At 68.2% G+C, this 13,430-nt stretch carries 12 protein-coding genes; 9 read left to right on the forward strand and 3 right to left on the reverse strand.

Annotated features, from left to right (window positions below):
• Positions 1–35 precede the first annotated feature (35 nt).
• From CXQ96_RS13630 to fdxA, 3 genes are all read right to left on the reverse strand, one after another.
• The gene (locus CXQ96_RS13630; protein ID WP_104118555.1) at positions 36–2,159 is read right to left on the reverse strand and encodes a 3-hydroxyacyl-CoA dehydrogenase NAD-binding domain-containing protein; all 2,124 of its coding nucleotides are present in this window, start codon (positions 2,157–2,159) and stop codon (positions 36–38) included.
• Positions 2,156–3,397: an acetyl-CoA C-acyltransferase gene (locus CXQ96_RS13635; RefSeq protein ID WP_104118556.1), complete on the reverse strand. Its 1,242-nt coding sequence runs from the start codon at positions 3,395–3,397 to the stop codon at positions 2,156–2,158. Before CXQ96_RS13635 ends, CXQ96_RS13630 begins: the two co-directional genes overlap by 4 nt.
• 104 nt (positions 3,398–3,501) lie before the next feature.
• Positions 3,502–3,828: a ferredoxin gene (gene fdxA, locus CXQ96_RS13640; protein ID WP_049829022.1), complete on the reverse strand. Its 327-nt coding sequence runs from the start codon at positions 3,826–3,828 to the stop codon at positions 3,502–3,504.
• Between the two features lie 216 nt (positions 3,829–4,044).
• Between fdxA and CXQ96_RS13645 the strand changes: the two genes are divergently transcribed.
• From CXQ96_RS13645 to CXQ96_RS13685, 9 genes are all read left to right on the forward strand, one after another.
• A complete protein-coding gene (locus CXQ96_RS13645) occupies positions 4,045–5,772 on the forward strand; it encodes a nitrite/sulfite reductase (protein WP_104118557.1) in 1,728 nt (575 codons plus the stop codon).
• Positions 5,769–6,479 (forward strand): phosphoadenylyl-sulfate reductase, encoded by a 711-nt coding sequence (locus CXQ96_RS13650; RefSeq protein WP_104118558.1) that lies wholly within the window; start codon positions 5,769–5,771, stop codon positions 6,477–6,479. The genes CXQ96_RS13645 and CXQ96_RS13650 overlap by 4 nt, the downstream gene beginning before the upstream one ends.
• Positions 6,476–7,390 (forward strand): sulfate adenylyltransferase subunit CysD, encoded by a 915-nt coding sequence (gene cysD / locus CXQ96_RS13655; protein ID WP_258059123.1) that lies wholly within the window; start codon positions 6,476–6,478, stop codon positions 7,388–7,390. The genes CXQ96_RS13650 and cysD overlap by 4 nt, the downstream gene beginning before the upstream one ends.
• Positions 7,390–8,784, forward strand: a complete 1,395-nt coding sequence (locus CXQ96_RS13660) for a sulfate adenylyltransferase subunit 1 (RefSeq protein WP_104118560.1) — start codon at positions 7,390–7,392, stop codon at positions 8,782–8,784. The genes cysD and CXQ96_RS13660 overlap by 1 nt, the downstream gene beginning before the upstream one ends.
• A complete protein-coding gene (locus tag CXQ96_RS13665) occupies positions 8,774–9,961 on the forward strand; it encodes an ABC transporter substrate-binding protein (protein WP_104118561.1) in 1,188 nt (395 codons plus the stop codon). Before CXQ96_RS13660 ends, CXQ96_RS13665 begins: the two co-directional genes overlap by 11 nt.
• 9 nt (positions 9,962–9,970) lie before the next feature.
• A complete protein-coding gene (locus CXQ96_RS13670; RefSeq protein ID WP_104118562.1) occupies positions 9,971–10,687 on the forward strand; it encodes an ABC transporter ATP-binding protein in 717 nt (238 codons plus the stop codon).
• Entirely contained in the window at positions 10,677–11,654 is a 978-nt protein-coding gene (locus CXQ96_RS13675; RefSeq protein WP_104118563.1) for an ABC transporter permease, read from the forward strand. The genes CXQ96_RS13670 and CXQ96_RS13675 overlap by 11 nt, the downstream gene beginning before the upstream one ends.
• A complete protein-coding gene (gene cobA, locus CXQ96_RS13680) occupies positions 11,651–12,853 on the forward strand; it encodes a uroporphyrinogen-III C-methyltransferase (RefSeq protein ID WP_104118564.1) in 1,203 nt (400 codons plus the stop codon). Before CXQ96_RS13675 ends, cobA begins: the two co-directional genes overlap by 4 nt.
• A 164-nt stretch (positions 12,854–13,017) precedes the next feature.
• Positions 13,018–13,430, forward strand: a 413-nt coding sequence (locus CXQ96_RS13685; protein WP_181036473.1) for an FAD-dependent oxidoreductase, incomplete at its 3' end; no start/stop codon positions are given.

Raw genomic sequence — 13,430 nt, forward strand, 5'->3', positions numbered from 1 at the left:
TGGTGACGGCTGCTGCCGACCACTGCGGAGACGGGTCAGGCCTGGTGGAAGGTCTTCCCCAGGACGCGCTCGGAGGCGCCGACCCTGTCGAGGTAGGGCGTGATGCCGCCCAGGTGCATCGGCCAGCCGGCCCCCATGATCATGCACAGGTCGATGTCCTCGGCGGACGCGACCACCCCTTCGTCGAGCATGCGGCCGATCTCGTCGGCCAGCGCGTCCTGGGTGCGCATCAGGACTTCCTCGGCGGTGGACGGCCTGTCCCCGCGTTCGAGCAGGGCGAGGGTGGAATCGGGAACGGCGTAGCTGCCGTCCTCCTGCTTTTCCCAGAGACCCTTGATACCTGCGTCGATGAGCTTCCGTTGATTCGCCGAGACGTGGAACCGGTCACCGAACGCGGCGTGCAGCGACTCCTGCACGTGCTGGCCGACGGGCAGGCCCACCAGCGCGAGCAGCCGGAAGGGTGTCATGGGCAGGCCCATGGGGCGCAGCGCGCCGTCCGCGGTCTCCGCGTCCGTGCCCTCGTCGAACACAGCGGTGATCTCGCCGAACATACGGCCGAGGATCCGGTTCACCACGAAGGCGGGGGCGTCCTGCACGAGGACGGCGTTCTTCTTCAGGCCCTTCGCGAGGACGAAAGCCGTGGCGAGCACGGCGTCGTCCGTCTTCGGGGCGCGTACCACCTCGAGCAGCGGCATGGCGGCCACGGGGTTGAAGAAGTGGAAACCGACCACGCGCTCCGGGTGCACCAGATCCGCGGCCATCTCCGCTACCGAGAGCGACGACGTATTGGTCGCGAGGATGCACTCGGGGGAGACGACAGCCTCTACCTCCGCGAAAACCTGCTTCTTGACCGACATCTCCTCGAAGACGGCCTCGATCACGAAATCGGCGTCGGAGAACTCGTCCTTGGACACGGAACCCGAGACGAGCGCTTTGGTCCGGTTCGCGGCGTCCTGGGTGAGCCGCTTCCTGCCGAGCAGCTTGTCGATCTCAGCGTGGACATACCCGACGCCCTTGTCGACGCGCGCCTGGTCGACGTCGGTCATGACGACGGGCACCGTGAGCTGGCGTGCGAAGAGGAGGGCGAGCTGGCTTGCCATGAGGCCGGCCCCGACGACGCCGACCTTGGAGACCGGACGGGCCAGCTTCCGGTCGGGCGCTCCTGCCGGGCGCTTGCCGCGCTTCTGCACGAGGTCCAGGAAAGCGTAGACGGTGGCATGGAACTCGGGCGTCTGCATCAGTTCGGCCAGGGCAGCGCATTCCGCCGCTGCCGATTCCTTCTGCGTGAAGGTCAGGCCCGCCTCGAGTAGATCGAGGACCCGCGACGGCGCCGGTGCTGCGTTGCTGGTCTTCGCCTCGACGAAGGCCCGTCCGGCCGCGACGGCGCCGGTCCAGGCGGCGTCGTCGTACCGTGCGAGCTCGGCGCGGCGCTGCCCGACGGCGTCGGCCTCGCCGCCGGTGAGCACGCGGGCAGCCCAGAGCAGGGACTGCTCGATGAAGTCCGCCGGCTCGAAGAGGGCATCGGCGATGCCCAGTCCGTACGCGGAGGTGCCGTCCAGGCTGCGGTTGTTGCTGAGCGGGTTCTCGACCATAACCTTGACTGCGTTCGCCGGCCCGATGAGGCGCGGCAGTCGGTAGACGCCACCCCAGCCCGGCACGAGGCCGATGAACGCCTCGGGCAGGCCGATCCCGTTGGCGCCGGTGGACACCGTGCGGTAGTTCGCGGCGAGGGCGATCTCGAGCCCGCCGCCGAGCGCCACGCCGTTGATGAAGGCGAAGCTGGGGACGCCCAGGTCGGCGAGCAGGCTGTACGCCTCATGGCCGAGTTCGGCCATGAGGCGGCCGAGGTGCTCGGACTTCACGCTCTTGACGGTGCTGAGGTCGGCGCCAGCGACGAGGAAGTAGGGCTTGCCGGTGACGGCGACAGCGGAGATCTCGCCCCGGGCAGCGCGTTCCTTCAGCCCTTCGAGGGTGCGGCCGAACTCGATGAGGGTGTTGGGTCCGAGTGTGGTGGGCCTGGTGTGGTCGAGGTCGTTGTCCAGGGTGACGAGCGCCAGGATGCCGGCCCCTCCGGGAAGGGTGATGTCCTGGACGTACGAGTGCGTGACGATCTCGTCGGGAACCAGTGCTGCCAGTTCGTCGTAGCGGTCGAAGCTCATGCTGCATCCTGTCCGTAGTGTCCGTGGCGGGGGTTCTCCCAGATGACGGTGGCACCCATTCCGAGGCCGATGCACATCGTGGTCATGCCGTAGCGCACCGTCGGGTCCTCCTCGAACTGGCGGGCGAGCTGGTTCATCAGCCGGATCCCGGAGGACGCCAGGGGGTGGCCGACTGCGATGGCGCCTCCGTAGCGGTTCACGCGCGGGTCCTCGTCGTCGATGCCGAAGTGGTCGAGGAAGGACAGCACCTGCACGGCGAAGGCCTCGTTGATCTCGAAGAGGCCGATGTCGTCGATCTCGAGCCCGGCCTGACGCAGGGCCTTCTCGGTGGCAGGAACGGGTCCGATCCCCATCACCTCCGGCTCGACGCCCGCGAAGGCGTACGAGACCAGGCGCATGCGCACGCTCAACCCCAGCTCGGCCGCGGCGTCCGTCGATGCGAGAAGGGCGGCGGTGGCGCCGTCGTTCAGGCCTGCTGCGTTGCCGGCCGTGACCCGGCCGTGGGCGCGGAACGGGGTGCGGAGGGAGGCGAGGTCCTCCAGGGTGGTGCCGGGACGCGGCGGCTCGTCGACGGAGTTGAGCGTCCAGCCTGAACCGGGCCTCCGGCCGGCGACGGGTACGAGGTCGGGCTGGATCTGTCCGGCCTCGTACGCGGCGGCGAGCTTCTGCTGGCTGCGGACGGCGTAGGCGTCCGTGCGGTCCTTGGTGATGGCCGGGAAACGGTCGTGCAGGTTCTCGGCCGTGTTGCCCATGTTCAGCGCCGCAGGGTCCACGATCCGCTCGGACTGGAAGCGCGGGTTCGGGTCGGCACCGGCGCCCATCGGATGGTTGCCCATGTGCTCCACTCCGCCGGCGATGACGACGTCGTACGCGCCGAAGGCGATACCCGACGCCGTCGTGGTCACGGCGGTCATGGCCCCGGCGCACATGCGGTCGATCGCGAAGCCGGGAACGGTGCGGGAAAGCCCGGCGAGGAGGGCGGCCGTGCGGCCGATCGTCAGCCCCTGGTCCCCGGTCTGCGTGGTGGCGGCGATGGCGACATCGTCGATTCGCTCCGGAGGCAACGAGGGGTTGCGGCGCAGGAGGTCACGGATGCACTTCACGACCAGGTCATCGGCCCTCATACCCGCATAGATGCCCTTGTCACCGGCTTTGCCGAAAGGGGTCCGCACTCCGTCGACGAAGACGACGTCGCGCGATGCGCTCCTGACGGGCGTGCTGCCTGTTTCTGGGCTCACCTGGTGCTCCTCTTCGAGATGTTGGTCCGCGACTATGTTACTGGCGAGTAACATAGCGTGCAACACCCTCGCGAGGAGTCGGGGATTGCCGTCGAAGGGGTTTGCTAGGCGGGCTGGTTCTGGGGCGGCAGGGCGGCGATGATCGGGTGGTCGAACCCGGTGTTGCCGACCTTGGCCGCTCCGCCGGGTGAACCGAGGTCGTCGAAGAACTCCACGTTCGCCTTGTAGTACTCGGCCCACTGCTCCGGGGTGTCGTCCTCGTAGTAGATCGCCTCGACGGGGCACACGGGCTCACACGCGCCGCAGTCCACGCATTCATCCGGGTGGATGTAGAGCGATCGCTCGCCCTCATAGATGCAGTCAACAGGGCACTCCTCGATACAGGCCTTGTCCTTGACATCCACGCATGGCTGCGCGATTACGTAGGTCACTTCCCACGCCTTTCCTCGAGCTTCGGGAACCGGGCTCCGACACTCTCATCCGTCGGTCCGCACACACTGTACTGCCGTCGTCCCCGGGCCGCCGAGCGCGGTCATCGAGGGCTGTTCCATGACGGGGTGCGTCCCCGTATTACTGCGTGAGACCCACGGTGAAGGGCCTCGGTAACGCTTCATCGGGCATCGGCCATGTCGCCGTACTGTCCCTGTATGACAAGTTCACCAGCAGCCGCTGCGGACACCCGGACCAGGCTCGGCGCAACGAAGACCGGCAAGCCGAACGGGCAGTGGAAGGTCGACGGAACCGCCCCGCTCAATGCCAACGAGGCGTGGAAGCAGCAGGACAGCGGCCTGAACGTACGCGAGCGCATCGAGCAGGTGTACTCCCGCCAGGGATTCGACTCGATCGAGAAGACCGACCTGCACGGGCGTTTCCGGTGGTGGGGTCTCTACACGCAGCGGAAACCCGGCATCGACGGCGGAAGGACAGCAACCCTCGAACCGCACGAGCTCGAGGACAAGTACTTCATGCTGCGGGTCCGCATCGACGGCGGTTCCCTCTCCACTCACCAGCTGCGGGTCATCGGTGGGATCTCGACGGACTTCGGACGTGGAACAGCGGACCTGACGGATCGTCAGAACATCCAGCTGCACTGGATCCGGGTCGAGGACGTACCCGAGATCTGGCGCCGGCTCGAGGCCGCCGGTCTCTCCACCACCGAGGCGTGCGGTGACGTCCCGCGCGTGATCCTCGGTTCTCCGGTCGCCGGTATCGCCGCCGACGAGATCATCGATCCCACACCGGCCATCGAGGAACTGGCACAGCGTTTCATCGGCGATCCCGAGCTGGCCAACCTGCCCAGGAAGTTCAAGACCGCCATCACGGGCCATCCCAGCCAGGATGTGGTCCACGAGATCAATGACGTCGCTTTCGTGGGGATGATCCACCCGGAGCTAGGAGCGGGGTACGACCTCTGGGTGGGCGGCGCCCTCTCCGTCACACCACGGTTGGCGGAGCGCCTGGGCGCCTTCGTCCAACCCGAGCAGGTCGCCGACGTCTGGGTCGGCATCACCAGGATCTTCCGGGACTACGGCTACCGACGGCTGCGGACCAAGGCCCGTCTCAAGTTCCTGCTCGCCGACTGGGGAGCGGAGAGGTTCAGGGACGTCCTCGAGGAGGAATACCTCGGGTACCGGCTGGCCGACGGCCCGGCGGCAGCGAAGCCTTCCACTCCTGGTGACCACGTCGGCATCCACCGGCAGAAGGACGGACGGTACTTCGTCGGAGTATCGCCCGTCGTCGGACGACTTTCCGGCTCCACCCTCACCTCGCTCGCAACCCTGCTCGAGGAGCACGGATCAGAGCGGCTGCGCACCACCCCGCACCAGAAACTCGTCCTGCTCGACGTTCCCGAGGACCGGCTCGACTCGCTGGTCACAGGGTTGGAGGCCCTGGGGCTCTCCGCGAAGCCCTCGGTGTTCCGTCGTTCGTCCATTGCGTGCACAGGGATCGAGTTCTGCAAGCTGGCGATCGTGGAGACCAAGGTCACGGCGGCGACGGCGGTCGCCGAGCTCGAGACGCGGCTCGCGGACCTCGCGGAGTCCGGGCTCCTGCCGGAGAGGCTCTCGCTGCACGTGAACGGCTGCCCCAACTCCTGCGCCCGAATCCAGACGGCCGACATCGGGTTGAAGGGCCAGCTGCTGCCCGATGGCAAGGGTGGCCAGTCTCCCGGCTTCCAGGTCCACCTCGGGGGAGGTCTGGCCTCCATGGACCGTGAGGAAGCCGGCCTGGGGCGCACGGTTCGCGGTCTGAAGATCACCGCCGACGACCTCCCGCAGTACGTGGAACGACTGGTGCGCCGCTTCGTCGCGGACAAGCACCCGTCGGAGACTTTCGCCGAGTGGGCACACCGAGCAGAGGAAGGAGCACTGCTGTGACGGGTCACGATCGCACCAGCGAGGAGCTCCGGGCACTCGCACTGCAGGGCAACGAGGAACTGGGTTGGGACTCACCGGCCAACGACGTCGTCGCCTGGGTCGCGCGGGAGTTCGGCGTTGCAGCCACGGCGGTGGCCAGTTCAATGGCGGACGCTGTCCTGCCCCACCTCGTCTCGCAACAACTCCCGGGCGTCGACGTCCTGTTCCTGGAGACCGGGTACCACTTCCCGGAAACCCTCGCCACGCGCAACGAAGTGGCGGGAAGCCTCGACGTCAACCTCGTGGACGTCCTTCCCGCGCTCACGGTCGAGGAGCAGGACCGCCGCTACGGCAGGGATCTCTTCGGTACCGACCCGGCGTGGTGCTGCGCGCTGCGGAAGATGGATCCGCTGAAGAACGCACTGGCAGGCTACGACGTGTGGTTCACCGGGGTACGGCGCGACGAAGCTCCGACACGCACCACCACACCCCTCGTCACGTGGGACACCCAGCACGAGCTCGTGAAGGTGAATCCGCTGGCCGCCTGGAGCTTCGACGACCTCCTGGAGTACGCCCGGTCGCACCAGGTACCGGTCAACCTGCTGCTGTCCAACGGCTACCCCTCGATCGGCTGCCGTCCCTGCACGCGTCCGGTGGCCCCGGGAGAAGACCCGCGAGCCGGCCGCTGGGCAGGACTCGCCAAGACAGAATGCGGGATACACCAATGAGCACTGCAATCGGGAATCGCCTGCTGTCGAGCCTGGACGCCCTCGAGTCCGAAGCGATCCACATCCTGCGCGAGGCATCCGCCGAATTCGAGCGACCCGCCCTGCTGTTCAGCGGCGGGAAGGATTCAGTGGTGATGCTCCACCTCGCGGCGAAGGCGTTCTGGCCGGGTCGGGTGCCCTTCCCCGTGCTCCATGTCGACACGGGGCACAATTTCGCCGAGGTGATCACCTTCCGCGACGAGACCGTGGAGCGGCTGGGGCTGCGGCTCGTCGTCGGATCGGTGCAGGACTACATCGACGACGGCCGGCTCTCCGAACGCGTCGACGGTACCCGGAACCCCCTGCAGACCCAGCCGCTCCTCGATGCCATCAGCACCAACCGGTTCGACGTCGTCTTCGGCGGCGGCCGCCGGGACGAGGACAAAGCCAGGGCCAAGGAGCGCATCCTGTCGCTGCGCGACGAGTTCGGCCAGTGGGACCCCCGGAACCAGCGCCCCGAACTCTGGCGGCTCTACAACGGGAGGCACACCGTGGGCCAGCATGTGAGGGCTTTCCCCATCAGCAACTGGACCGAGCTGGACATCTGGCGGTACATCGAACGGGAGGGCATCGCTCTCCCGCCGCTGTACTACGCCCACGCGCGTGAAGTGTTCCGCCGCGACGGCATGTGGCGCGCCGTGGGGGAGGTGTCCCGACCCGAACCCCACGAAAAGGTGCAGGTGCGGACCGTCCGCTACCGCACCGTGGGCGACATGTCCTGCACCGGCGCGGTCGAGTCCGACGCCGCCAGCGCCACCGACGTGGTACGGGAAGTGGCCCTGAGCACCATCACGGAGCGCGGCGCCACCCGTGCCGACGACCGCATCTCCGAAGCCGCCATGGAAGACCGAAAGAAAGACGGGTACTTCTGATGACCCTCCTCACCGAGAATGTTCCGGACCTCGCCACCGGCTCGCTGTTCCGGTTCGCGACGGCAGGCTCCGTGGACGACGGGAAGTCGACGCTCGTGGGACGGCTGCTGCATGACAGCAAATCGGTCCTGGCCGACCAACTCGACGCCGTCGAACGGGCCTCGGCCGAACGAGGGTTCGGCGGTGCGGCGGTGGACGGCGTCCAGCAACTCGACCTCGCCCTGCTCACCGACGGACTCCGCGCCGAGCGCGAGCAGGGCATAACCATCGACGTCGCCTACCGGTACTTCGCGACGGCGAAGCGTTCCTTCATCCTCGCCGATTGCCCGGGACACGTGCAGTACACCAGAAACACGGTGACCGGGGCCTCGACCGCGGACGCCGTCGTCGTACTCATCGACGCCCGGAAGGGAGTGCTCGAACAGACGCGACGCCATCTCGCCGTCGCCCGGCTCCTGCGCGTGCCCCACCTCATCGCCGCGGTCAACAAGATCGACCTCGTGGACTACAGCGAAGCCCGCTTCCGCAGTGTGGAGGCAGAACTCCAGCGTGCGGCCGCAGAGCTGGGGGAGACGAGCCTCACTGTAGTGCCCGTGTCCGCGCTGCGAGGTGACAACATCGTGAACCGCTCGGAGCGCACACCCTGGTATGCGGGTCCGTCACTCCTCGAGATCCTCGAGCGCCTGCCCTCGCTCACCGATCTCGAGACCGGAAGCGAGTCCTTCCGCTTCCCGGTCCAGACTGTCATCCGGCCACAGGGTGCCCTGGCACCGGGGCTCGACCCCGACGAGTACCGGGACTATCGCGGCTACGCCGGCCAGATCGTCGCCGGCACAGTCCGTGTGGGAGATGCTGTCGCTGTTCTTCCTGGTGAGCGGACGACGGTGGTCTCAGCGATCGATGCCGCGGGTGAGCAGCTGGACGAAGCCTTTGCGCCGCAATCCGTGGTGCTCAGGCTGCGGGAGGACCTCGACATCGCGCGCGGTGATCTGATCGCCGAGGCCGGAACACACGGGGGCAGCAGCCGGGACATCCAGGCGTCCCTGTGCTGGCTCTCGCCCAAGGCACTCGAACCCGGATCGCTGGTGCTGATCAAGCACGGCAGCTCGACGGTGCGCGGCAGGATCTCGGAGATCCTCGGTCGGCTCGACCTCGACACCTTCACGGACCAGCCCGCCGCGCGGCTCGGCCTCAACGACATCGGAACCGTGCGCCTGAGGGTCGCTTCCCCGCTGCCGGTTGATGCCTATGCCGCATCGCGCCATACCGGCTCGTTCCTCGTGATCGACCCGGGGGACGGCAACACCCTGGCCGCAGGTCTCGTGACCGGCTCCGATCCTGCGTCGGTGGGCCCTGCAGGCGCCCGATCCGCTGGGGGTCCCGATGTCTCCTGAAGCCACGGGACCGATCAACGAGAACCTGGCCCGACGCCGCTCGGGACGCGGGCGCGTCCTGAAGAGCCGGGCGGTGGAGACAGCCCTCGGGGCTTGCCTGGTCGCCACGGTGGCGGCAGGTGCCGCCGTCGCGGCCTACGCCTCCTCGCAGCAGGTAACCTCGACCGCTTCTGGTCCGCAGGTGGCCTCGGCGGCGGATGAACTCCGCCTCGGCTATTTCGGCAACCTGACCCACGCTCCTGCCCTCGTAGGCCTCGAGACAGGGATGTTCGAGGACGAGCTCGGTGATACGAGCCTCACCGCGCAGGCTTTCAACGCCGGGCCCGCTGCGGTCGAGGCCCTGAACGCCGGTGCCCTCGATGCCGCCTTCATCGGGCCGAACCCGGCCATCAATTCCTATATCCAGAGCGAGGGCGAGTCCCTGCGCGTCGTGGCCGGGGCCACGTCCGGAGGAGCGCAACTCGTCGTGCGACCCGGTATAGGGACCGCAGATGATCTCCGCGGGGCAACGCTCGCGACACCGCAGTTGGGCAACACGCAGGACGTGGCACTGCGTACCTGGCTGGCCGATAACGGTCTGTCGACCGGCACCGGTGCCACGGGCGATGTCCTGATCACTCCGACGGAGAATGCCCTCTCCCTGCAGCTCTTCGCCAACGGCGACCTCGACGGCGCATGGGTGCCCGAGCCGTGGGCCTCCCGCCTCGTCCTCGAAGCAGGCGGTACGGTCCTCGTCGACGAAAAGGACCTGTGGCCCGGAGGGCGGTTCCCCACCACGCTCCTCGTGGTGTCCTCGACCTATCTCGCCGATCACCCGGAGCAGGTCGAAGCCCTGCTGCGCGGAGAACTGCGAGCACTGCAGTGGCTGGCGGCGAACACCGGTGGAACCGGGGCTGCCGGAACTGCCGGTGATGCCGCCGACGTGCTCAACCGGAGCCTCGAAGCGGCACAATCGAAAGCACTGCCCGACGCCGTACTGAACCGGGCGCTCGGCAGGCTCGAGTTCACCCAGGACCCGCTGGGAGGATCCTTGGAACAGCTCCTGGCTGATGGAATAGCTGCTGGTACGGCCCAGGAGTACGACATCGGGGGAATCCTGGACCTCACACTCCTCAATCACGTGCGGGCGGAATCCGCACTTGATCCGGTGTTCGCGACCGGATCAGGAGAGGGCTGAGGAAACGCCATGCTCGAGCCTCCCAGCATCACCGTCAGGGGATTGTCCAAACAGTTCTCGCACCAGGCTCCACTGGTCCTGGACGGCGTCGATCTCGAAGTGGCGACGGGTGAGTTCATCACCCTCCTCGGCGCGTCCGGCTGCGGCAAATCGACCCTGCTGAACCTCATCGCGGGACTCGAATCGCCGACGACGGGCACCATTGCCGCACCCAGGGCCGCGTTCATGTTCCAGGACCCCTCCCTGTTCCCGTGGCTCTCGGCACAGGGCAACGTGGAGCTGGCGCTCGAACTGCGCGGGGTACCGCGGGCACAGCGGGGCAGCGAGGCAGCGCGCCTCCTCGATGTGGTGCACCTCGCCGACGCCGCACGCAAGAAACCGCATGAGCTGTCCGGAGGCATGCGCCAGCGGGTCGCCCTGGCGCGATCGCTCGCGCAGGACCGGGACGTGCTGCTCATGGATGAACCCTTCGCCGCGCTCGATGCGATCACTCGCGACCTGCTGCACGCCGAGCTGCTGCGGGTCTGGCGACAGACGGGCCGCACCATCGTCTTCATCACGCACAACGTCCGTGAGGCGGTGCTGCTCGGGCAGCGAGTGCTGCTGATGTCCTCGCGGCCGGGCAGGGTCGTCGGTGAGTGGTCCACTGCCGGCCAGGATGCCGTAGCCCTGACGGCGAGCATCACCGCCGAACTGCGGAAGGAGATCCGACGCCATGCAGCCTGAGACGCACGTGTCCGACCCTCACGCCGTGGGGCCGCTGACGCAGCACCTGCAGGATCATCGGTCCGCAACCCGCGCGCCCGGCCTCGACCGTGGGATCGATCCTGGCTGCGATTCAGGCCGCGAACTCGATGCGGGCCTCGATGCACTCCAACAGCAGACAGTTCCTTCCATCCGCTGGTCCGCGCGAGTGACGAAGGCGCTGCTGCCCGTCGCCGCGGTCGCCGCGGTCATCTACTGCTGGCAGATGTATGTGTGGCTGGTGCGGCCGCGTCCCGACGTGCTGCCCGGTCCCGCCGACGTGTTCCTGACGCTGCGCGGGCTCATCGCCGACGGCCAGGCACAGGCTGTCATCCTCACGAGCCTCGAACGAGGCCTGGCAGGGTTCGTCATCGCCGTGCTGATCGCCACTCCGCTGGGTCTGCTGCTCGCCCAGAACGGGCTCCTCCGTGGAGCTTTCGGTCCGATCATCTCCGGCTTGCAGGTCCTGCCGTCGGTCGCCTGGGTGCCGGCCGCCATCGTCTGGTTCGGCCTGAGCGACGCCACCGTCTACTTCGTCGTCCTCATGGGGGCGGTCCCGTCGATCGTCAACGGGCTCATCTCCGGGGTGGATCAGGTGCCCGACCAGTACCGCCGGGTGGGCCACGTGCTGGGTGCAGGACGGTGGGCACTGGTGGTGAAGATCGTTCTTCCGGCGGCGCTTCCCGGGTACGTCGCGGGGCTGAAGCAGGGTTGGGCCTTCTCCTGGCGCTCACTGATGGCAGCGGAGATCATCGCGACGGGCGGCGCGCTCGGGTTCGGTCTGGGCGGACTCCTCGAGCAGGGCCGGGTGTTGTCGGACATGGCGGTCGTCCTGGCTGCTGTCCTGATCATCCTGCTGATCGGGGTGGTGGTGGAACTGATCGTCTTCGGGCCGTTGGAACGCCGTCTGCTCCGTCGCCGCGGGCTACTGGAAGCAGGTACGCGATGACCTACCCCCTCGGACTCCAGCTCGCGGGACGGAAGGTCCTCGTGGTGGGCGGTGGCCCGGTGGCCGCACGCCGCATTCCCGCACTCGCCGAGGACGGGGCCCTCATCACCGTCGTCGCCCCGGACGCGTGCGAGGACATCCGCGAACTCGCCGCAGCCGGAACACTGGAGTGGAAGGCACGGGGCTACCACGTCCGCGATCTCGACGGCGCCTGGCTGGTGTTGGCCCATTCGGGAAGCGACCGCATCCAGGCCGTGATCGCTGCCGATGCCGAGGCCGCGCGCATCTGGTGCGTCAAGGGCGGGGACTCCTACCACTCGACGGCCTGGGTCCCGGCCGTGGCATCGCTCGACGGCGTGACGGTGGCCGTCAACACCCACGGCGACCCGCGCCGGGCGATGGCACTGCGCGACGGCGTGGCCGCCGCTCTCGAGACCGGCGCGCTGCCGCTGAGGAGCCACCGGAGGATCACCGGATCCGGCAGGGTCGCGCTCGTCGGCGGTGGCCCGGGCGGAGCGGGCCTGATCACCTCCCGCGGCCGGCAGCTGCTGGCGCAGGCGGACGTCGTCGTCGCCGACCGGCTCGGTCCCCGGTCCGTGCTCAGCGAGCTCGCGCCGGACGTCCAGGTCATCGACGTCGGCAAGATGCCAGGGCACCACCCCGTACCCCAGTCCGAGATCAACACGATCCTGGTGGAACAGGCACTCCTCGGACATCTGGTGGTGCGACTGAAGGGCGGGGATCCCTACGTCCTAGGCCGCGGGGGAGAGGAGGAGCAGTACTGCCGGGAGCACGGTGTGTCCGTCGAAGTGGTTCCGGGCGTCACATCCGCGATCTCCGTCCCTGCCGCCGCCGGCATTCCCGTCACCCACCGCGGCGTGGCCAAGGGATTCAGCGTCCTGACCGGACACGAGGGCATCACCCAGCAGGTCGGGCTGATCCCGGGAGGCAGCGACCACACGCTGATCCTCCTCATGGGAGTCTCCCTCCTCCGAAGGTCCGCCCGGATCCTCATGGACGGTGGGCGCGCTGCCTCCACTCCGGTCGCCATCATCGAGGACGGCTGGATGCCGACCCAGCGCGTCACCACGGCGACGCTCGCCACCATCGCGGACCGCGCGGAGGCAATCGGCGTGCGCGCCCCGGCGGTCATCGTGGTGGGCGACGTCGTCACGCTCTCGCCCCACTTCATGCCCTGATCGTCCGGCCCTTCCACGCCGCCACCCCTCGCTAGAACAGGAACCTGCTAGTGCCCATCAATGCATCCGACTCCTCGCCCTCCTTCCCGCCTGCTGCGTCCTCCTCCACGCCCTCCTCCGTGCCTGCTGCGTCCTACTCCGCGCCCTCGTCCGCGCCCTCCTCCGTGCCTGTTGCCGTGCCTGTTGCCGCGCCGGCCCGTTCGCTGCGGGTCGCGATCATCGGGGCCGGACCGGCGGGTGTCTATGCCGCCGACATCCTGACGAAGTCGGACCCCGTGCAGGACGGGCAGCTCGAGGTCGAGATCGATCTCTTCGACCGATACCCGGCGCCCTACGGGCTGATCCGGTACGGGGTCGCTCCTGACCATCCCCGGATCAAGGGCATCGTGAACGCGCTGCACAAGGTACTGGACCGGGGCGATGTCAGGTTCTTCGGGAACGTGGACTACGGCACCGATGTCCGCCTGGGGGACCTTCGGGCGCACTACGACGCGGTGATTTTCGCGACCGGGGCGATCAAGGACGCGGACCTGAACATCCCCGGTATCGAGCTCGAGGGCTCGTTCGGCGGCGCGGA

This window comes from Arthrobacter sp. B1805, assembly GCF_002929745.1.
In the GTDB taxonomy this organism is placed as follows: domain Bacteria; phylum Actinomycetota; class Actinomycetes; order Actinomycetales; family Micrococcaceae; genus Arthrobacter_D.